Below are 19482 nucleotides of genomic sequence, written 5' to 3'. Positions count from 1 at the left end.
GTCCGCTCTCGCTCCCGACTACCCGCTGTAGGAGGTCAGCGTCAGCTCTATCGTCGCCTCGCCGTCCTCCATCTGGACGAACTTCACGGGGAACCCGACGCCGTGAACCAACCAGACCTCGGCGTCCAAGTCGCTCTCCGCGCCGCCCGTGACCCGGACGTGCTTGGCCGCCAGGCCGCCGACGTCCTCCTCGTCGACGACCTCGAAGTTCGCTTCGGTGTCGGACCCTCGGAAGCGCCACGTCTCGCCGACCTCGTATGTCCGGATATCCGTCGACCTGCCGGTGACGAGGCGGGAGGTGACGACCAGGTTCCGCACGTTCAGCGCGTAACTCATCTCACCCATCGCGGGGGAGAACACCGCCGCCTGCGAGGACGCCTCCATTCGGCCGCCGGGGGCGTCGCGGACGACGTCCATCGCCACCCCGGGCCACTCGCCGCCCTCCGTGACGTCGATGGTTATCGTCCCGGTCTCGGGTTCGTCGGCGAGGACGGCGCTGTGGACCGCGTACTCGTAGGACTCGCCCGTCCGCAGGACGACTGCCATATCCGGCGGCGTGTCGTCGCCGCCGGCGGACCCGCTGGCCTCGTTCGAGTCGCCTCCACTCCCGGCGCCGCTATCGGCGCCGCCGCTCCCTCCGCTTCCGGCGTCCTCCGTCTCCGTCGCCGTCGGTGCGGGCGTCGAGTCCGTCGCGTCGCCGCCGGCGCCACTCCCGGCGCACCCGGCGAGCACGATAAGAAGACACACGAGTATTGTTGACAATCTACGCATACGACTCGTCCGCGAGAACGCACGATAACTGTTTTCTTCGCCGTTAGCGGTTCGAACGGCGCGTTTTCGCCGCCCTCTGACTCAGCCGAGAATCGTCTCGCGCAATTCCTCGGGACCCTCGACGACGACGTCCGCCCGCGAGAGGTCCAACTCGGCGTTGTGCGTCGACCGGTAGCCGACGGTGAACGCGCCGGACCGCGCGGCCGACTCGATGCCGTTGACGGAGTCCTCGACGACGACGCACTCCTCGGGGTCGAGGTCGAGTTCGGCCGCGGCGTGCTCGTAGATGTGCGGTTCGGGCTTGCCCGGTTCGCTGATGTCGTCGGCGCTGAGAACCAAGTCGAGGGGGTCGAGGCCGAAGCGGTCGCGGACGATTTTGATCCACGCCTGCGGCGCCGAGGAGACGATCGCGAGCTTTCGCCCCGCCGCGCGGATGTCGTCGAACAGGTCGTTGGCGCCGTCCATCAGTTCGACGTTCTCGCCGTACAGCGACTCGGCTCGCTCGTTGTACGCCTCGACGAACTCCTCTTTCGTCACCGCGGTGCCGTATTCCTCGGTGAGGTAGTCGTGAATCTCGCGGTAGTTCATCCCGGTCACCTCCTCGTGGTCCGGGTCGCCGGACTCGATGGCCTCCTCGTACACCCACTCGTCTTCGAACTGATACCAGTACGTCTCCGAGTCGACCAACACGCCGTCCATGTCGAACAACACCGCGTCGTCGGGGACTTCCATGCGCGGTCCAACGCGCGCCACCACTCAAAGTCCTTCGTGTGACGATTTAACACCGGTCGGGCGGCCAGCGCCTCCCATGTCCGAGACGATTCGCGTGTTCGCCGGCGACTGCACGACCACCTTCGAGGGGGCGCACGCCCGCACACAGCGCGGACGGGTGGTGGTCGTCGTGAAACCCGACCGGACGGTCCTCGTCCACGACGCCGACGGCTACCAGCCCGTATCGTGGCTCACTCGTCCCGACTCGCTGACCGTCGAGACGGACGACTCCGGGTTCGGCCTCGTCGCCCGCGCGGACGAGCAGGTCCTGCGCGTCCGGAGTCACGAATCCAGCGGACGGGCGGAGTATCCCGTCACGGAAGCGGGCGTCCCCGTCGGGTCGCACCCGTCGACGGGCGAACCCCTGATTCGAACGGGCGGCGCCGTCGTCGCCCTCGACTCGGGGGCCGAGTACAAACTCCCCGCGGGCGCGACGGTGCTGGAGGAGACGTGCGGGGACTGCGGCCTCCCGACGATGCGCGCGGAGTGCGGCGCGGTCTTCGAACTCTGCGTGGACCGCGCCTGCGAGTCGCTGGACGACGCCGTGCGGGAGCGATTCGACGGCGAGTGGACCTGCCCCGACTGCGGGTCCGACCTGAGAATCATCCGGCGCGGCGGCCGCCTCCTCGCGGGATGCGCGGCGTACCCCGACTGCGAGACGGCCTTCTCGATTCCCGCCGGCTTCGTCGTCGACGACTGCGACTGCGGCCTCCCGGTGTTCGAGACGGCGCGGGGGCGGCGGTGTCTCGACGGAACGTGCGAGCGGTTCGCGGGGTGAGTGGAGGCGCTTCGCGGACGAACTCCGGCGGCGCTCACCGGCCGGCGAGCAGATAGCCGGTGACGGCGCCGACAACGACGGTTCCTCCGTAGGTGACGACGAGGCCGAACGCGGCGAGAAGGAGCGGCGTCACCAGTAAGAGCAGTAGATCGCTCCCCACCTGCATCCACGGCGACACACCGGGCACCGCCTCGAACGGCATCCCGTCCACGACGACCAGCGCGAATTCGAGGAGGTACATCGGCACCGGCATCGCCAGTAACCCGACGAGTGCGCCGACGGCGGCCCCCCGAAGCGGTGATTTCGCCCCGCCGAGGCGCGTCCAGAGCACCCGCGCGAGCAGTGCGCCACCGAGGGCCCCGCCGCCGACGATGAGCATCTCCGGTCCCGACGGGAGGTATCCGCCGCCGCCGGCCGCGCGTTGGGCCGTCGCCACCGCGACGAAGACGAGGGCGGACACCCCTCCGGCGACGCCGAACGTAACCGAGGGACGTCGCCGGGCCGTCTGAGACGGGGACCAGTGGACCATGCCCACGATACGTCGCGTCGACGTATGGACATTCCGCTCAGACCGACAGGTCTCTTCGGCGCCCGTGCGGTCGTCGCCGTTCGTCGGCCGCGGAACCGCGAGAGCATCGCAGGCCCTATGTCGCCACCCGTCCCGTTCTCGAACATGGACGCGACACTGCACGACGGCGTCGTCCGGGCGGCCGACGACGCGCGTCAGCGGTTCTACGACGCGAGGGGCTACGGTCGTCCCCTCGACGGGGACCGCGTCGAACTCGCGCCGGTCGAGGCGGCGCACCTGCTCTCTCGGGGGGACCTCGACAGCATCGACGGGATGGACTTCCGCGAGTTCCTCGCGGAGACGGGCGCGGTGCTGGAGTTCGTCGTCTACAAAGACCTCCGGGACAGGGGATTCTACCTCTCGCCCGCCCGCGAGGAGTGGCCGGGCGTCGAGGACCCCGACGGCGTCGACTTCGTCGTCTACCCCAGGGGAAAGGGTCCGACCGACGGCGTCGTCGAGCACCGCGTCCGCGTCATCGGGGAACGCGAACGCGTCGCCGCGTCGTCTCTGGGCGACGTGGTGCTCGCCGTCGTCGACGAGGACGGCGACCTGACGTACTTCGACACCGACGCCGACCCCGACGTGAGCGGCACCGGCGACTACGACCCGCCCGCGGGCCTCGACGCGGACCTCCTCTCGGACCGCGTCGTCTGCTACGAATCGCCCGACGAGGTGTACGAACGGGGCTTCTACGGGCAGCGACTGTTCGGCCGTAACGCCGACGCCGGCCCCCTGCAACTGTCGCTCATCGAGGGGGCGTACCTCGCCGAACGCGGCGCCCTCGACGTCGACGCCGCCGACGTGGTGAGCCTCGCCCGCGACGTGGAGGGCGACCGGTTCGACCGCCGTCTGTGCGCCTACGCGGCGCTCAGAAACGCCGACGCGGTCCCGAAGAGCGGGTTCAAGTTCGGGGCCGACTTCCGACTGTACACCGACTTCGAGTCCGTCTCGGAGTTGAGCCACTCCGCCGACCTGGTGCGCGTCGTGACGCCCGACCACGCGTTCATGCCGCGGGACCTCTCGCTCGACGTGCGCCTCGCCGGCGGGGTCCGCAAACGAATGGTTTTTGCGCTCACCGGCGCCAACGAACAGATAGACTGGCTTTCGGTAGCCCGGCTCACCCCATGACACGAGACCACAACACCGAGACCGACGAGTCGGTACGCGAGGACCCCCGAACCGACGGGGGCGCCTCCGCAGAGGGAGCGGATGCAACGTCTCTCGACCCGTGGGGTTCCTCGACCATCTCGGACTACCGGAAACTGTTCGAGGAGTTCGGCATCGAGGAGTTCGACGCGGTGCTGCCGGAGGTGCCGGACCCCCACTACCTGATGCGCCGCGGCGTCATCTTCGGGCACCGCGATTACCGCCCCGTCGCCGAGGCGATGCGCGACGGCGACGACTTCGCCGTCCTCTCGGGATTCATGCCGACCGGCGACCCCCACATCGGGCACAAACTCGTCTTCGACGAGATAATCTGGCACCAAGAGCAGGGCGGCGACGCGTACGGCCTCATCGCCGACCTGGAGGCCCACTCCGCCCGCGGGATGTCGTGGGCGGAGATAGACGAACACGCCCGCGACTACCTGCTCTCGCTGTTGGCGCTCGGGTTCGATCCCGAGGAGGGCGAACTCTACCGACAGTCGGACAACCGGGAACTGCAGGACCTCGCCTTCGAACTCGGCTCGAAGGCGAACTACTCGGAGTTCGAGGCCATCTACGGCTTCGACGGGAGCACGAACGTCTCGCACGTGCAGTCGGTCGTCACGCAGATGGCCGACATCCTCTACCCGCAGTTAGAAGAGCCGAAACCGACGGTTATCCCCGTCGGCCCGGACCAGGACCCGCACGTTCGCCTCGCCCGCGACTTAGCGGACCGGATGCGCTTTTTCAAGGTGACCGAGGCGTACGCCAGCTTCGAACTCCGGGACGCGGAGCGACCCCTCGTCGCCGCCGCCTACGACGCCCGCGAGGAATTCGCCGAGGACCCCGAAACGCCGCGCTGTGAGGAGGCGGGCGAGTGGCTCTCGGCGGCGGACCTCGACGCCCACGGCGTCGTCGCCGCCGAGTCCGCCCGCGAGTCGGCCGTCGAGAAACTGGCGAACGCCGGGATGGAACCGCTCCGCCCGCGCGTCCGCTTTCTCGACGCCAACGCCACCGACGAAGCGTTCGACGCCCTCATCGAGGCCGTCGAGGGGGAGAAGCGCCGCTACGACGAGCACGTCGACGCGTTCGACCTCTCGTTCGACGAAGCGGACGAACTCGCCCGCGAGGTGGAGATAGAGCACGGCGGCTACGGCTTCCGCGCGCCGTCGTCCCTCTATCACCGCTTCATGACCGGCCTCACGGGGGGGAAGATGTCCTCCTCGATTCCCGCGAGTCACATCTCGCTGCTCGACGACCCCGAGGAGGGCTACGACAAGGTGAAATCCGCGACGACGGGCGGCCGGGAGACGGCCGAGAAACAGCGCGAACTCGGCGGCGAAGCCGACAAATGTCCGGTCTACGAGCTGTACGCCTACCTCCTCTCGGGCGACGACGACGCGTTCGCGACGGAGGTGTACGAGGAGTGCGTCGGCGGCGAACGCCTCTGCGGCGGGTGCAAAGAGCAGGCCGCCGAACTGATGGAGGAGTTCCTCGAAGACCACCAGGAGAAGCGCGAGGAGATGGAAGAAGTGCTGGCGGACCTCGATATCTCCACGGAGTCCGCGCGCCGCGACGTCGCCCCCGGCGACGACTGAGCGGGCGCCCCGACCGATTTGATTCCTTCTCTTTTGCGCCCGTAGCGATGCCGACCCCGCCTACAGTTCGACGACGGTCCCTGCGTCCTCGCGTTCGGCGCGTTCGTACAGGTGCCCCGCCGTCGCCGCGTCCAGCACGGCGGACCCGACGCTGGCGACGACGAGAACCTCCTCGTCGGACTCGCGGCCGACCCGGCCCTCGAAGACGTCCGAGAGGGGCGTCAGGTCCGTCGCCTCGACGCCCACGTCCGCGAAGTCGCCCGTCTCGACGGCCTCCTCGGGCACGTCGGCGAACAGTCGACTCGCCCGGCGGACGGTCACGCCGTCGAGTTCGCGCATCTCGGGGGTGAACGCCCCGACGGCGACGACGAGCGTTCCCGCTTCGAGTCCGCCGCCGTCGAAGACGGGGTCGGCGCTGGTCGTCGCGGTGACGACGACGTTCGACCCCGCCAGCGCCCGGTCCGGCGAGTCGACGGCGGTCACGCCGACGTCCGGCAGTCGCTCGCGCAGGTCGGCCGCGCACGCCTCCCGCGAGTCGGAGGGCGAGTAGACCCGCACTCGTTCGAGGTCCGTCGCGGCGGCGATAGCGCGCGTCTGCCACCGGGCCTGCGTGCCCGCGCCGAACACGCCGAGTCGGACCGGCCCGTTCGACAGTTCGCGCGCGGCGAGGCCGCCGATACAGCCGGTTCGAGCGCTCGTCACGCGGGTGCCGGCGAGGTACGCGAGCGGCAGTCCCGTCTCGGCGTCCGTCACGGCCACCTGCGCGTTCACCGTCGGCAGTTCCCTCTCCGCGTTCGACTCGTGGACGGCGGCGAGTTTCGTCGCGTACGTCGGGTCGCCGTGCAGGTACGCGGGCATCGTCAGCGCGGTGCCCGGCGTCTCCGTCCCCACCGGGTAGTGCGGGCGCGGGGGCCGTTCGACCTCGCCGCGACCCTGCTTCACGAACGCCCGCTCTATCTCGGGCAGGAGGTCCGACAGCGAGAGCAACGCGGCCACGTCGTCGTCCGAGAGGACGCGAACGTCGGTCACGCTCCCGCCTCCCGTCGGCCGCCGTTCGCGTCCTCGAATCGCCCGCCGCCGTCGACGACGCGCGGATTCCGCTCGCGGTACGACGAGATATCGCTCACCCTGTCCCACGCCGCCTCCGCCGGGGCCGCACCCTCGCGTTCGGTTCGTATCCTTCGCACGGGTGCGCGTTCGCGCGCCGGGGATATCAGTCCGCCCCCAATGATGGGTGACATTCTTACCCACCTACCGCGAACCGCGACGTATGCACACAGTTGTCATCGGCGGCGGCGTCGTCGGCCTCTCCTGCGCCCTCGCCCTCGCCGAACGCGGCGGCGACGTCACCGTCTGCGAGGCCGGGACGCTCGGCGGCGGGAGCACCGGCCGGGCCGCCGGCGGAATCCGCGCGCAGTTCTCCACGCCGGTGAACGTCGACCTCTCCCTCGCCAGCGTCCCCGTCTGGGAGTCCTTCGAGGAGCGATTCGGCGTCGACGTCGACTACCGGAAGAACGGCTACCTGTTCCTCGCGCGCGAGGAGGAAACCGCCGCGGCGTTCGAGGCGAACGTCGAGATGCAGACCGCCCGCGGCGTCGACAGTCGGACGCTCTCGCCCGCCGAGGCCCGCGAGCACTGCCCGCAACTGCGCGCCGAGGCGTTCGTCGCGGCGACGTACTGCCCCGACGACGGCGTCGCGGACCCGCACTCGGCGGTGCAGGGCTACTCGCGCGCCGTCGAGGAACGCGGCGTCGACGTGCGAACGAGGACGCCGGTGACGGGCCTCTCGCCCCCCGAATCCGCGGACGGACCGTGGCGCGTCGAAACGCCCGGAGAGACGCTGTCGGCCGACTACGTCGTGAACGCCGCGGGCGCGTGGGCGCGGCGGGTCGGCCGACTCGCCGGCGTCGAGTTGCCCATCGCGCCGCGCCGCCGCCAAGCGACCGTCGTCGAACCCGAGACGGCGATGGCCGAGTCGGTGCCGCTGACCGTGGACCTCGACCGAGGGGTGTACTTCCGGCCCGAACGCGAGGGGACGGCGCTGGTCGGCGGTCACTTCGCCGACGCGGACCCGGACGTCGACCCTGACGACTTCTCGGAGTCGCCCGACCTCGCGTGGACCGCCGAGGCGGTCGAACGCGCCGCCGACGCGGCGGCGTACTTCGGTCCCGAGACGCGCGTCCGCAACGGGTGGGCCGGCCTCTACGCCGTCACGCCGGACCACCACGCCGTCGTCGACGAGGCGCGTCCGGGGTTCGTCGTCGCCGCCGGGTTCTCCGGCCACGGCTTCCAACACGCCCCGGCGACCGGCGAGTGCGTCGCCGAACTCTGCCTCGACGGCGCCGCGTCGCACGTCGACGTCTCGGCGCTGTCGCTCGAACGGTTCGAGTCGGACGAACCGGGCACGGTGGAGCAAAACGTCGCTTGAGCGGTTCGACTCCTGACTATCGGCGGGTCGAAGAAAATCGGTTTCGCCTTCGTTCGTCAGTTGCCCCGCGCCTTCCACTCCAGCGTCACGGTCACGCTCTCGCGACTGCCGCGGAGGACGGACGACCGTTCGCGGACGCCGACTTCGTAGCCGATGTTGGAACGCGGTCGGAGCGTTATCTGCTTGTTACCGACGTTGACGTTGGCGTCGTCCTCGCCTTCGATGGCGTCGGCGAGCGCCCGCAGTCGATTAGCCGTCTCCTCTCGGGAGAGCTTCTCGGCGTTGAGCGTCTTGTTGACCATGCAACCTCGTAGGACGGGGTCCGAATAAAGCGCACGGCCGAACCGGGGCCGAACCGGAGCCGAGACGGGCCGTGCGGCCCGAACCGCTCCGGCGTTCTCCGCTCCGTCCGCCGCTTTTCGTCGGCGCGATCAGGCGCCCGGGATACCCAGCGCCGAGAACTCGAACAGGCCGATGGCGGCGAGGGCGTACAGGACGAGTGCGGCGATGACCCACGCGACCAAGGCGATGAGCGTCGCCGGCCCCCAGCCGCCGGGGTAGCGCCAGTTGATGACGCCGATCCACGCCACCAGCGCGAGGATGGGCCCGAGCAGCGGAATCCACCCGAGGAAGAACGCGACGACGGCCCAGACGATGGCGCCGATGAGAGCCGTGAACACGGCTCTGCGGTAGCCAACGTCCTTGTCTACGATGAGTCGCGCGCCGGTGTGGATGCCGACGGCGCCGATGAGGAGGTTGACGACGAAGACGAGGACTGCACCGGCGAGCGACCCGGCGTTCGACTCCGCACCGCTTTGCAACGCAAGGAGGCCGAGACCGCTCATCTCGCCCGCCCCCTCGTTCCAGTCGTTCGACCCGCCGATTCCGCACTTTCGCGCGTTGGTGTGTGTCCACTCATGGGTTCTCGTACAGTCGAACGGGCGCGGCGGACATGAGTCTGGGGGGCGATTCGGTGTGACGTTCGACCCTCGCCGAGCCGAGAGCGGCCTATTGACGGGACTGCGACCGTCTCGTGCCGCTTCCGTTGTTCGATGCAGTGACAGCGGGTCGCACGGATTCGGAACCGTTTTGCCCCGCGACCGGTTTCTCACGTGCGTGCCGACCGGACCCACCGACGGCGGGGGCGGCGCGCGCGAACCGACCGCGACCGACGGGTCCGGCTTCTTCGATAGTCGCGTCCGCAACTGAGTATCCATCCGACCGCACGATGTCACGCGGTCGAGTGTGTGACGATTTGCGGACGCGATTACAGGCCGCGTGACGACGGCGGACTCGACGGGGACCGACGCGACGGAGCCGCGCCCGCCGCGCGGTCGCCGCCGACAAAACTGTCCGACCCGGTCCGGGGCGGGACCGCGCACCAGCGCCCTTCGGAACTGCTATTGCGTCGGTTGTCCGACTTCACAGTCAACGCGGAGACACCGGTCGTCGAGCGCAGACGCCTCGGGGCGTCGCCGGGCGTTCGACCGCCGACAATCGACGCTCTCACTGGTGCTCGGCCAGTAAGACGCGACATCGACCGACGCGAACACGACATGAAACTACCCGAATCACAGGTCGCGGTGTTGAACGCCGCGAGCGCGACGGACGAACAGACCGTCGGCGACCTCGCCGACGAGACGGGACTGAAACCGGAGACGGTGACGCAGGCCGCCTTCGAACTGCGCGAAGAGGGCTACGTCGCAGTCGAGGAGCGAACGGACGTCGACTACGAACTCACCGAGGAGGGCCGCGAGTACGTCGAGGACGGCCTTCCCGAGGTGCGACTCTACCGCGCCGCCGTCGAGGCGGGCGCGGCCGACAGCGCCGCGCCGATGGGGCAGGTCATCGGCGCGTCGGGCCTCGGCGGTCCGGCGGTCGACATCGCCCTCGCCAACTTCGGCCGGAAGGGCTACGGCGACATCGACAGCGGCGAACTGAGCGCCGACGGGGACGCCGACGCCGGGGAAGACCCCGAGTCGACGGTCTTAGCCGCCCTCGCTGACGGCCAGTCCGTCGACGACGCGGACGAGGCGACGCTCGAGCAACTCGTCTCGCGCAACCTCGTCGACCGCCGCGAGGAGACGGTTCGCTCGGTGACGCTCACCGACGAGGGCGTGACGCTCCTCATGGAGGGCGTCGAGACGGCGGAGACGGTTGACCGACTCACCCCCGAGATGCTCGCTTCCGGGGAGTGGGAGGACGTGGAGTTCACCGAGTACAACGTCGAGGCGGACGCGCCCGAGACCCGCGGCGGGAAGACACACATCCTTCGGCAGACGGCCGACCGCGTGAAGGACGTCTTGGTCGGCATGGGCTTTCAGGAGATGCAGGGGCCGCACGCCGACGCGGACTTCTGGATCAACGACTGCCTGTTCATGCCGCAGGACCACCCCGCCAGAACGCACTGGGACCGCTTCGCCCTCGACGTGCCGCCCATCGAGGACCTGCCCGAGGACCTCGTCGAGAGGGTCGAGGACGCCCACCGCAAGGGCGTCGGTCGGGACGGCGACGGCTACCACTCGCCGTGGTCGGAGGACTTCGCGCGCGCTATCGCCCTGCGCGGCCACACCACCTCGCTGTCGATGCGGTACCTCTCGGGGCACGAGGTGGGCGAACTGGAACCGCCGCAGCGATATTTCTCCGTCGAGAAGGTGTACCGCAACGACACCTTGGACCCGACGCACCTCCTCGAGTTCTACCAGATAGAGGGCTGGGTGATGGCCGACGACCTCTCGGTGCGCGACCTGATGGGCACCTTCGAGGAGTTCTACGCGCAGTTCGGCATCACGGACATCCAGTTCAAACCGCACTACAACCCCTACACGGAGCCGTCGTTCGAGTTGTTCGGACGGCACCCCGAGACGGGCGAACTGATAGAGATCGGTAATTCGGGTATGTTCCGCGATGAGGTGCTCGAACCGCTGGGCGTCGACTGCGACGTGATGGCGTGGGGCCTCGCGCTGGAACGACTGCTGATGCTCATGTACGGCTTCGACGATATCCGCGACGTGCACGGGACGATGTCAGACATCGAACTGCTCCGGGAGACGGAGGTGCTGCGGTAATGCCCGTCGTCGACGTCCACCCCGACGAACTGCGGCGGCTGACGGGGCACGAGGACAAATCCGACGAGTCGTTCAAGGAGGACCTGTTTGCCCTCGGACTGGAGTTCGAGGGGGAGACCGAAGACGGCGCCTTCCAACTGGAGTTCGGCCCCGACCGACTGGACCGACTCTCCGTGGAGGGGGTCGCGCGGTCGCTGCGCTACCAGTACGGCGACGACCGGGGCGTGTACGTCCCGAAGACGAACGACCCCGACTTCACGTTCACCGTCGACGAGAGCGTGCCCGAGGAGCGCCCGTACGTCACGGGCGCGATAATCCGCGGCGTCGACTTGGACGAGGACGCCCTCGACTCGCTCATCCAACTGCAGGAGAAACTGCACGCGACGATGGGTCGAAAGCGCGCGAAGGGCGCCATCGGCATCCACGACCTGACGATGATACAGGGCGACGCCCTGCGCGAGGACTCGGAGGGCAACTCAATCACCTACCGCGGCGTCGACCCCGACGGCGACACGTTCGTCCCCCTCGACGGGGACCGGGAGATGACGCCCGCGGCGGTGCTGGCGGAGCATCAGACCGGCAAGCAGTACGCGGGCCTCGTGAGCGAGTACGAGCGCTATCCGGCCATCTACGACGAACTCGGTCTGTTCTCGTTCCCGCCGGTCATCAACGGCCGTCGGACCGAGGTGTCGACGGAGTCGCGCGAACTCCTCGTCGAACTGACGGGGACCGACCAGTGGACCATCGACCGGATGTGCAACATCGTCTGCTACGCGCTGGCGGCCCGCGGCGCGACCATCGAGGAGGTGGAGGTCGAGTACGAGTCGGGAACGCTCGTGCGCCCCGACTTCGAGGTGGACACGAAGCGCGTCTCCCACGAGCGAATCGAGACGATGCTCGGCGTCGAGTTCGAGACGAGGGAGGTGGCCGACCTGTTCGAGCGCTCGGGTCTCGGCGCCGCACTCGCCGACGATGACGAGGGCGGTGCGGGCGTCGGCACCGACGCGGCCGACGGCGACGACGCCGAGGAGACCGTCTACGAGGTGTCGATTCCGCCGTACCGCGTCGACGTGCTCCACCCCTTGGACCTCGTCGACGACGTGGGCCGGGCGTACGGCTTCAACGAACTCGACCCGCGCTACCCGAACGTCGGCACGGTCGGCGGCCGGCACGAGCGCTCCCGACTGGAGGACGCCGTTCGGAACTCGCTCGTGGGGCTGGGCTTCGAGGACATGCTCAACTTCCACATGACGAGCGAGGCGGAGGTGCAAGAGCGCATGGGCGTCGAAGCCGGGTCGGAGGTGCTCGGCGGTGGTGACCCCGCCGAAATCACGGGTCCGTACAGCGAGGACTACACCATCCTGCGGACGTGGGCGCTCCCTTCGCTGATGATGGTGCTGGAGAACAACACCCATCGGGCGTATCCGCAGGACTTAGCCGAGATCGGTCTCGTCGCCGAGCGAGACGACTCCGTGAACACGCGCGTGAAGGAGCGCCGGCACGTCGCGGGCGTCCTCGCGCGGCACGACGCGACGTTCGAGGACGCGAAGGCCCGCCTGCAGACGCTCTGTCGGGACTTCGCCGTCGACCTGGAGACGCCGCCGACCGAGCACCCGTCGTTCATCGACGGCCGGGCGGCGAGCGTCGTCGTCGACGGCGAGGACGTAGGCGTCGTCGGGGAGGTTCACCCGCGAGTGTTAGTGGAACACGACCTCGAACTGCCCGTCGCGGCGTTCGAGTTCGACCTCGACGCACTGCGCTAAGCCCCCTCGCGCCGGTTTGCGCCTCTCGTTCTTTCGTCCCGTTCTACCGTCCCCCGCCTCCGTCTCGCTGTTTCCCCGTGTTCCCGTTTCTCTCCGCGTCCGTCTCTCTCGCGACCGCCGGATGTCGACCCGATTCGATACCCTCGTCCGCCCGCGCCGTTCGGCGGAACATAACTCGGGAGAATCTTCTTTTACACAAAATTATCTCAAATTATTTCGAGAGAAATCATCGGAATGTTTAGTACGCCGTCGCCTCGCTATCCCTCATGAACGATGCTGGAGGGAAGTTCGAGACGCTCGCGGTGACGCACGGCGAACGCGGACAGCGACCCGCCGAGGGCGTCGAGGACGTGGCCGTCCCCGTCCACCTCTCCTCGACGTACGCGGTGCCGGACATCGACCCCGACGCGTCGCTGGAGACGCTCGACCCGGACGCGGGCGAGTTCCTCTACTCGCGGCTGTCGAACCCGACGCGGAACGCGCTGGAACACCGCTTGGCGGCGCTCTGCGGGGGCGAGCACGCCTTCGCGTTCGCTTCCGGAACCGCGGCCATCGTGACCGCCATCTCGGCCGCCGTCGAACCCGGCGACCACGTCGTCGCCTTCGACGACCTGTACGGCGGCACGAAGTCGATGCTCTCGCGGTTCTTCGAGGACCGACTCGGCGTGGCCGTCACGCTCGTCGACGCGCGCGACACCGAGGAAGTCGCGGCGGCGATGCGCCCGGAGACGGCGCTCATCTGGATGGAGTCGCCGACGAACCCCCTGCTCAGACTCTGCGACATCGAGGCCGTCGCGGCCGTCGCCGACGAACACGGAGCGCTGCTCGGCGTCGACAACACCTTCGTCGGACCGTACTTCCAGCGACCGCTCGAACTCGGTGCCGACGTGGTGGTCCACTCGACGACGAAGTACCTCAACGGTCACTCCGACTCCATCGGCGGCGCACTCGCGACGAACGACGAGGCGTTCGCCGAGGAGGTGACCTTCCTCCAACGCGTCGGGATGGGGAACATGCTCGCGCCGTTCGACGCCTACCTCACCCTCCGCGGCCTGAAGACGCTCCCGCTCCGGATGGAGAAGCACGCCTCGAACGCGCGGGCCGTCGCGGAGTTCCTCTCGGACCACTCGGCGGTGTCGGCGGTTCACTACCCCGGCCTCGACTCGCACCCGCAACACGGCCTGGCGGCGCGGCAGATGTCGGGCTACGGCGGCGTCCTCTCCGCCGAGTTGGCGACAGGTCTGGACGGCGCGGCGCGGTTCGTCGCCGAACTCGACCATTTCCCGTTGGCGGTCAGCCTCGGCGGCGTCGAGTCGCTGATCGAACACCCGGCGACGATGACGCACTCGCCGCTCTCGCAGTCCGAACGCGACTTCCTCGGCATCACCGACAGCCTCCTCCGAATCTCGGTCGGCGTCGAACACGAGTCCGACCTGCTGTCGGACCTCGCGACCGGACTCGACGCGCTCTGACCGTCGCTTCCGTCCCGCGGCGGCGGCGCACCCTCCCGGCCGCGGGTGCGCCCCGCGACGCGTGTTCGAGGCCGGTCGGTTCGCCCGGTATCGTTCCCGTGGGGGAGTCTCGCCGGTTCAATCGAGTGACTTAACACGCCCTCCGGTGGTACTCCTGCACAAGAATGCCGAGCGGAGAATACGACCCCGTGACGGTCGAAGCGAAGTGGCAGGACAGGTGGGTCGACGAGGACACGTACGCGTACGCCGAGGACGCGGACGCGGTAGACCCCGACACCGCCTTCTCCATCGACTCGCCGCCGCCGACGGTTTCGGGCAGTCTGCACTGGGGCCACGCCTACGGCTTCACGCTGCAGGACTTCGTCGCTCGGTTCGAGCGCATGCGCGGGGAGAACGTCTTCTTCCCGTTCGGCTTCGACGACAACGGCATCGCCTCGGAGCGACTGACCGAGGACGAACTCGACGTGCGCCACCAGGACTACGACCGGCGGGAGTTCCAGCGGATGTGCCGGGAGGTCTGCGAGGGGTACGAGGCCGAGTTCACCGAGAAGATGCAGGGGCTCGGCATCTCTATCGACTGGGAACAGACGTATCAGACCATCTCGCCGGCGGTCCAGCGCACCTCCCAACTCTCCTTTATCGAACTGTACGACGAGGGACGGGAGTACCGCCAGCGCGCCCCCGCCATCTGGTGTCCCGAGTGCGAGACGGCCATCTCGCAGGTCGAAACCGAGGACGACGAACAGGACAGCCACTTCCACGACATCGAGTTCGACGTCGTGAACTCCGAGGAGTCGTTCGTTATCTCCACGACGCGGCCCGAACTGCTCCCGGCCTGCGTCGCCGTGTTCGTCCACCCCGACGACGACGAGAACGAACACCTCGTCGGCGAGGAGGCGCGTATCCCCATCTTCGGACAGGAGGTGCCCGTCATCGAGGACGACCGCGTGGACCTCGAAACGGGGTCCGGCATCGTCATGTGCTGTACGTTCGGCGACCAGACCGACATCGAGTGGTACCAGGCGCACGACCTGGACCTCCGCATCGCCATCGACGAGTCGGGCACGCTGACCGACGTGGCCGGGGAGTACGCCGGCATGTCCTCCGAGGAGGCGCGCGAGGCCATCGTCGCTGACCTCGACGAGGCGGGGGCGCTTCTCGACAGGCGCGCCATCACCCACACGGTCAACGTCCACGAGCGCTGCGGGACGAGCGTCGAGTTCCTCGTCAAGGACCAGTGGTATATCGAACTGCTCGACAAGACCGACGAGTACCTCGAGGCGGGTCGGCAGATGGACTGGTACCCCGAGAAGATGTTCACGCGGTACAAAAACTGGATCGAGGGGCTCCAGTGGGACTGGTCCATCTCCCGGCAGCGCTCCTCCGGGATTCCGTTCCCCGTCTGGTACTGCGAGGAGTGCGAACACGTCGTCGTCGCCGAACGAGAGAGCCTGCCGGTCGACCCCCTCGCGGACGACCCGCCGGTCGACGCCTGCCCGGAGTGCGGACACGACGAGTTCGTCCCCGAGGACGACGTGTTCGACACGTGGGCCACTTCCTCTCTGACTCCCCTCATCAACGCCGGGTGGGACTGGGACGCGGAGAACGGCGAGACGACGCTGGACCGCGAGGAACTGTACCAGTTCGACCTGCGCCCGCAGGGGCACGACATCATCTCCTTTTGGCTGTTCCACACCGTCGTGAAGTGCTACGAGCACACCGGCGAGGTGCCGTTCGACAGCGTGATGATAAACGGGATGGTCCTCGACGAGAACCGCGAGAAGATGTCGAAGTCGAAGGGTAACGTCGTCTCGCCGGACGAAGTCGTCTCGAAGTACCCCGTCGACGCCGCGCGCTACTGGGCCGCGGGGTCGGCCGTCGGCGACGACCTGCCGTACTCCGAGAAGGGGCTCCGCGCGGGCGAGAAGCTCATCCGAAAGCTGTGGAACGCCTCGAAACTGGTCGAGAGCCTCACCCACGAGGCGCCCGCGGAGTTCGACCACGACGAACTCCACGCCTTAGACCGCTGGCTGTTGGCCGAGTTGGACCGCGAGATAGACCGCGTCACCGAGAAACTGGAGAACCGCGAGTTCTCGAAGGCGCGGGACGGCCTCCGGAGCTTCTTCTGGAGCACGTTCTGCGACGACTACCTCGAAATCGCCAAACAGCGGGTCCGCGAGGACGACGACGACTCCGCGAAGTACACGCTCCGGACGGCGCACCGCCGCTTCGTCAAACTGTTCGCGCCCGTCCTCGCGCACGCCACCGAGGAGTTGTGGCGCGACATGTACGGCGAGGAAGCCGCGAGCGTCCACCGCGCCGCGTGGCCCGAACCGCTCGGCGTCGACGCCGACGTCGCGGCCGGCGAGACGGCGATGGCCGTCGTCGGCGCACTCCGCAAGTACAAGAGCGACAACCAACTGTCGATGAACGCCTCGGTCGACCACGTGCTCGTGTACGGCGACGTGCGGGGCTTCGAGGAGGACATCAGCGGCGTGATGCACGTCGAGGAGTTGGAAACCTCCTCGGAGGGCCCGCCGATAGAGTCGGTCGTCACGGGCGTCGACCTCGACTACTCGCTCGTCGGCCCCGAGTTCGGCGCGCAGGTGCCGGACATCGAGTCGGCCATCGAAGCCGAGGAGTACGAGGTGGTCGACGGCGAACTCCGCGCCGGCGACGCCGAACTCGACTCCGAGATGTTCACCATCGAAGAAGAGCGCAAGTACACGGGCGAAGGCGAGATGCTCGAAGCGGGCGACGCCGTCGTCATCGTCCGGCACGGCGACTGAACTCGCGGCTCGTTCGTCTCCGTTCCGTCTCGTCGATTTACCCTCTCAGTTCTTCGTTTTCCGCGTTTCACTCCCCGAAGCTTCCATGCAGGAGGTCGCTGTCCGTCCGCTACGGATCCGCGCCGACGGCGTCCGCCACGGAGTCGAAGCCGTCGCGTTCGAGGAGTTCCAACAGTCCCTCGTTGATGTCGCGCGCGAGCGTCGGCCCCTCGAAGACGAGGCCGGTGTACAACTGGACGAGGCTGGCGCCGGCGCGAATCTTCGCGTAGGCGCCCTCGGCGGAGGAGACGCCGCCGACGCCGACGACGGGCACGTCCGTCCGTTCGGCGACGAAGCGGACCATCTCGGTCGCCCGGTCCTGGATGGGGGCCCCGGAGAGGCCGCCGCGTTCGGCGCGGTTGGGACTGCGGAGTCCCGGCGGGCGGTCGGTGGTCGTGTTCGTCGCGACGACGCCGTCGAGGCCGTACTCGTCGACGACGTCGATGGCGTCCTCGACGGCGGGGTCTGGCAGGTCCGGGGAGAGTTTCACGAGGAGGGGGGAGGCGCCCGCGTCGACGAGTTCCCCGAGGATGGCTTCGAGGGAGTCGCGGTTCTGCAGGTCGCGGAAGCCCTCGCTGTTCGGACAGGAGACGTTGACCGCGACGTAGTCGGCGTGTTCGCCGACCCGTTCGTAGGTGTAGCGGTAGTCGGCGGGGGCGTCGTCGGCGTCCGCCGACTCCGAGAGGGCGAGGTTGACGCCGACGGGAACGTCCGGTCGCGGTCCGGCCGCGAGTCGTTCGCCGACGGCGTCGGCGCCCTCGTTGTTCAGTCCCATCCGGTTGACGATGCCCCGGTCCTCGCGGAGGCGGAACATCCGGGGACGCGGGTTGCCCTCCTGCGATTCGGCGGTCACGCCGCCTACCTCGACGTGTCCGAACCCGAGGGCGCCGAGCGCGTCGGGCACCTCGGCGTTCTTGTCGAACCCGGCCGCGACGCCGACGGGGTTCTCGAAGGAGCAGTCGAACGCCTCGGTTCGGAGTCGGTCGTCGTCGACGCGGTACCGGGCGGCGAGTGCGTCGGAGACGGGCGTGTGCTGGACGGTCCGGAGGCCGCGGTGGACGAGTCCGTGCGCCGTCTCCGGCGGGAGCGAGAAGAGTGCGGGTTTCAGTGTTCGATAGAGGGTGCGCATCCGTGTGTGGGTGTGTCGGCGTTCGTTCGACCTGCGCGACGGTCTCAGAAGTCGTGCTCGACGTCGTCGGAGTCGGCCTTCTGGATGATGATCTTCCCGTCACGGACCCGAACGAACACCTCGTCGCCGATGTCCATCCCGGCGACGGCGAGTTCGTCCTCGTGGAGATTCACGTGGACGTTGTGGTACTCGCCGTTCTCGTCTTTCGCGCCACTTGGGCTGAGCTTCTTTTTCCGGACCATCGGGGTCTCTCTGTTCGATGCTTCGCCGTAGGACCTACATAAGTGTTGTCTACCCGACCGCTGTTCCTCCGAACCGGAACCGAATTGCGGCGCCGCCTCCCGCATCTCCGGTTTCGGTTCGACCCCGAGGAGCGGCCGAACCCCGACTCGGTATATAAGCACCTCGCCGCCGGCTCCCAATTTTGCCGATATATTTAAGCCAAGCCATGTGTTCGGTTGGCATGGAGGTTACAAACCATGGTACGCGAGGACGGTAAGCGGAACTTCGTGCTGCGGGAGGAGGACGGCTCGGAGTCGAGCGTCTTCTCCGGAAGCATGCCCCGCCAAGCCGCCCTGAAGGCCGCCCGACGCCTCGAACCGCACGGCTCGGAAGACGAAGCCAAAGAACACGCCACAGAGATCCATCTCCGCGAGAAGGGCACCGACAAGGTGCACATCTTCCACGCGTGGGCGTGGGCCGACGACGCCCCCGGGGACAAGCCCGATTGGATGGAGGGCGACATCACGAAAGGGAACGTCTCGAAACAGGGTATCGAACACCTCGAAGAGTAACGAGGATGACGACGCCGCCGTTCGCCTTTTCTTCACGCACACGTGCAACCCCGCGCCGGAGTACGCATCCGACACGGCTTTGACCGTCCCCCGGCGATGCGTACTCGCGCGGCTAGCACCCGGTCCGACCTGACGCGAGACGCGAGGGATGACCGACCGGCCTCCGACCGCGCGATATCTCTCCCACTCGCCAGCGACGGCTATCGCCTCCCCCTCGATTCCGCGCCGACGGGGTATGAAATCGCATGACGCGGAGGCTTCGGTTCGACGGCCTTTTATGTTACCCGGCCATTCGTAGAAATACGCGGGGCGCCCCGGGCGACCGGGGTGCCACACTTCCAAAGCACGCTCGAATCGCGTCCCACTCGGAT

18 protein-coding genes are annotated in these 19482 nt (G+C 68.3%); 9 read left to right on the top strand and 9 right to left on the bottom strand.

Annotated elements, in window-relative coordinates; genetic code table 11:
• Window positions 1-18: 18 nt before the first annotated feature.
• Window positions 19-732, bottom strand: a complete 714-nt coding sequence (locus tag C474_RS09435; protein ID WP_049916885.1) for a hypothetical protein — start codon at window positions 730-732, stop codon at window positions 19-21.
• A 120-nt stretch (window positions 733-852) separates the two neighbouring features.
• Window positions 853-1503: an HAD family hydrolase gene (locus C474_RS09430; protein ID WP_008386202.1), complete on the bottom strand. Its 651-nt coding sequence runs from the start codon at window positions 1501-1503 to the stop codon at window positions 853-855.
• A 76-nt stretch (window positions 1504-1579) separates the two neighbouring features.
• Between C474_RS09430 and C474_RS09425 the strand changes: the two genes are divergently transcribed.
• The gene (locus C474_RS09425; RefSeq protein ID WP_008386201.1) at window positions 1580-2320 is read left to right on the top strand and encodes an endonuclease NucS domain-containing protein; all 741 of its coding nucleotides are present in this window, start codon (window positions 1580-1582) and stop codon (window positions 2318-2320) included.
• A 34-nt stretch (window positions 2321-2354) separates the two neighbouring features.
• Here C474_RS09425 and C474_RS09420 read toward each other — a convergent pair whose 3' ends face one another.
• Window positions 2355-2849: a hypothetical protein gene (locus C474_RS09420; RefSeq protein ID WP_008386199.1), complete on the bottom strand. Its 495-nt coding sequence runs from the start codon at window positions 2847-2849 to the stop codon at window positions 2355-2357.
• A gap of 144 nt (window positions 2850-2993) precedes the next feature.
• On the opposite strand from C474_RS09420, the gene endA reads away from it, so the two are divergent.
• Together endA and C474_RS09410 are read left to right on the top strand one after the other, a co-directional pair.
• Window positions 2994-4016: a tRNA-intron lyase gene (endA, locus tag C474_RS09415; RefSeq protein WP_049916898.1), complete on the top strand. Its 1023-nt coding sequence runs from the start codon at window positions 2994-2996 to the stop codon at window positions 4014-4016.
• The gene (locus C474_RS09410; RefSeq protein WP_008386196.1) at window positions 4013-5629 is read left to right on the top strand and encodes a tryptophan--tRNA ligase; all 1617 of its coding nucleotides are present in this window, start codon (window positions 4013-4015) and stop codon (window positions 5627-5629) included. The genes endA and C474_RS09410 overlap by 4 nt, the downstream gene beginning before the upstream one ends.
• 60 nt (window positions 5630-5689) lie before the next feature.
• Here C474_RS09410 and C474_RS09405 read toward each other — a convergent pair whose 3' ends face one another.
• Together C474_RS09405 and C474_RS22345 are read right to left on the bottom strand one after the other, a co-directional pair.
• Window positions 5690-6658 (bottom strand): ornithine cyclodeaminase family protein, encoded by a 969-nt coding sequence (locus C474_RS09405; RefSeq protein ID WP_008386194.1) that lies wholly within the window; start codon window positions 6656-6658, stop codon window positions 5690-5692.
• Entirely contained in the window at window positions 6655-6816 is a 162-nt protein-coding gene (locus C474_RS22345; RefSeq protein ID WP_008386192.1) for an SRPBCC family protein, read from the bottom strand. The genes C474_RS09405 and C474_RS22345 overlap by 4 nt, the downstream gene beginning before the upstream one ends.
• 83 nt (window positions 6817-6899) lie before the next feature.
• Between C474_RS22345 and C474_RS09400 the strand changes: the two genes are divergently transcribed.
• Window positions 6900-8057 carry an NAD(P)/FAD-dependent oxidoreductase gene (locus tag C474_RS09400; protein ID WP_008386191.1) on the top strand — a complete coding sequence of 386 codons (1158 nt, stop codon included), beginning with the start codon at window positions 6900-6902 and terminating at the stop codon, window positions 8055-8057.
• Between the two features lie 56 nt (window positions 8058-8113).
• Here the strand turns inward: C474_RS09400 and C474_RS09395 are convergent, their stop codons facing one another.
• Together C474_RS09395 and C474_RS09390 are read right to left on the bottom strand one after the other, a co-directional pair.
• Window positions 8114-8359 carry an amphi-Trp domain-containing protein gene (locus tag C474_RS09395; protein WP_008386189.1) on the bottom strand — a complete coding sequence of 82 codons (246 nt, stop codon included), beginning with the start codon at window positions 8357-8359 and terminating at the stop codon, window positions 8114-8116.
• Between the two features lie 129 nt (window positions 8360-8488).
• Window positions 8489-8902, bottom strand: coding sequence for a hypothetical protein (locus C474_RS09390; RefSeq protein ID WP_008386186.1), 414 nt, complete (start codon window positions 8900-8902; stop codon window positions 8489-8491).
• 711 nt (window positions 8903-9613) lie between these two features.
• On the opposite strand from C474_RS09390, the gene pheS reads away from it, so the two are divergent.
• The 4 genes from pheS to C474_RS09370 all read left to right on the top strand — a co-directional run bounded on the left by pheS (window position 9614) and on the right by C474_RS09370 (window position 17149).
• On the top strand, window positions 9614-11125 hold the full coding sequence (gene pheS / locus C474_RS09385; RefSeq protein ID WP_008386185.1) for a phenylalanine--tRNA ligase subunit alpha: 1512 nt from the start codon (window positions 9614-9616) through the stop codon (window positions 11123-11125).
• Window positions 11125-12888 carry a phenylalanine--tRNA ligase subunit beta gene (gene pheT / locus C474_RS09380; protein ID WP_008386182.1) on the top strand — a complete coding sequence of 588 codons (1764 nt, stop codon included), beginning with the start codon at window positions 11125-11127 and terminating at the stop codon, window positions 12886-12888. Before pheS ends, pheT begins: the two co-directional genes overlap by 1 nt.
• A 266-nt stretch (window positions 12889-13154) precedes the next feature.
• On the top strand, window positions 13155-14360 hold the full coding sequence (locus C474_RS09375; RefSeq protein WP_008386180.1) for a trans-sulfuration enzyme family protein: 1206 nt from the start codon (window positions 13155-13157) through the stop codon (window positions 14358-14360).
• 164 nt (window positions 14361-14524) lie between these two features.
• Window positions 14525-17149, top strand: a complete 2625-nt coding sequence (locus C474_RS09370; RefSeq protein WP_008386177.1) for a valine--tRNA ligase — start codon at window positions 14525-14527, stop codon at window positions 17147-17149.
• A gap of 109 nt (window positions 17150-17258) precedes the next feature.
• On the opposite strand, the gene C474_RS09365 is transcribed toward C474_RS09370, so the two are convergent.
• Both C474_RS09365 and C474_RS09360 read right to left on the bottom strand, forming a co-directional pair.
• The gene (locus C474_RS09365) at window positions 17259-18317 is read right to left on the bottom strand and encodes a quinone-dependent dihydroorotate dehydrogenase (protein WP_008386176.1); all 1059 of its coding nucleotides are present in this window, start codon (window positions 18315-18317) and stop codon (window positions 17259-17261) included.
• Between the two features lie 44 nt (window positions 18318-18361).
• Window positions 18362-18559, bottom strand: coding sequence for a hypothetical protein (locus tag C474_RS09360; protein ID WP_008386173.1), 198 nt, complete (start codon window positions 18557-18559; stop codon window positions 18362-18364).
• A 237-nt stretch (window positions 18560-18796) separates the two neighbouring features.
• Here C474_RS09360 and C474_RS09355 point away from each other — a divergent pair, with 237 nt between their 5' ends.
• Entirely contained in the window at window positions 18797-19111 is a 315-nt protein-coding gene (locus C474_RS09355; protein WP_008386171.1) for a non-histone chromosomal MC1 family protein, read from the top strand.
• Window positions 19112-19482 lie beyond the last annotated feature (371 nt).

The organism is Halogeometricum pallidum JCM 14848 (genome assembly GCF_000337095.1).
Lineage (GTDB): Archaea > Halobacteriota > Halobacteria > Halobacteriales > Haloferacaceae > Halogeometricum > Halogeometricum pallidum.
Note: the sequence above shows the minus strand (reverse complement) of the source record. Positions and strands in the feature narration are given on the sequence as shown.

What these genes read in the sequence shown, in the direction of transcription:
- C474_RS09430 (WP_008386202.1), bottom strand. Translation starts at nt 1,503, where the DNA reads ATGGAAGTCCCCGACGACGCGGTGTTGTTCGACATGGACGGCGTGTTG.
- C474_RS09425 (WP_008386201.1), top strand. Translation starts at nt 1,580, where the DNA reads ATGTCCGAGACGATTCGCGTGTTCGCCGGCGACTGCACGACCACCTTC.
- C474_RS09420 (WP_008386199.1), bottom strand. Translation starts at nt 2,849, where the DNA reads ATGGTCCACTGGTCCCCGTCTCAGACGGCCCGGCGACGTCCCTCGGTT.
- endA (WP_049916898.1), top strand. Translation starts at nt 2,994, where the DNA reads ATGGACGCGACACTGCACGACGGCGTCGTCCGGGCGGCCGACGACGCG.
- C474_RS09410 (WP_008386196.1), top strand. Translation starts at nt 4,013, where the DNA reads ATGACACGAGACCACAACACCGAGACCGACGAGTCGGTACGCGAGGAC.
- C474_RS09400 (WP_008386191.1), top strand. Translation starts at nt 6,900, where the DNA reads ATGCACACAGTTGTCATCGGCGGCGGCGTCGTCGGCCTCTCCTGCGCC.
- C474_RS09395 (WP_008386189.1), bottom strand. Translation starts at nt 8,359, where the DNA reads ATGGTCAACAAGACGCTCAACGCCGAGAAGCTCTCCCGAGAGGAGACG.
- C474_RS09390 (WP_008386186.1), bottom strand. Translation starts at nt 8,902, where the DNA reads ATGAGCGGTCTCGGCCTCCTTGCGTTGCAAAGCGGTGCGGAGTCGAAC.
- pheS (WP_008386185.1), top strand. Translation starts at nt 9,614, where the DNA reads ATGAAACTACCCGAATCACAGGTCGCGGTGTTGAACGCCGCGAGCGCG.
- pheT (WP_008386182.1), top strand. Translation starts at nt 11,125, where the DNA reads ATGCCCGTCGTCGACGTCCACCCCGACGAACTGCGGCGGCTGACGGGG.
- C474_RS09375 (WP_008386180.1), top strand. Translation starts at nt 13,155, where the DNA reads ATGAACGATGCTGGAGGGAAGTTCGAGACGCTCGCGGTGACGCACGGC.
- C474_RS09370 (WP_008386177.1), top strand. Translation starts at nt 14,525, where the DNA reads ATGCCGAGCGGAGAATACGACCCCGTGACGGTCGAAGCGAAGTGGCAG.
- C474_RS09365 (WP_008386176.1), bottom strand. Translation starts at nt 18,317, where the DNA reads ATGCGCACCCTCTATCGAACACTGAAACCCGCACTCTTCTCGCTCCCG.
- C474_RS09360 (WP_008386173.1), bottom strand. Translation starts at nt 18,559, where the DNA reads ATGGTCCGGAAAAAGAAGCTCAGCCCAAGTGGCGCGAAAGACGAGAAC.
- C474_RS09355 (WP_008386171.1), top strand. Translation starts at nt 18,797, where the DNA reads ATGGTACGCGAGGACGGTAAGCGGAACTTCGTGCTGCGGGAGGAGGAC.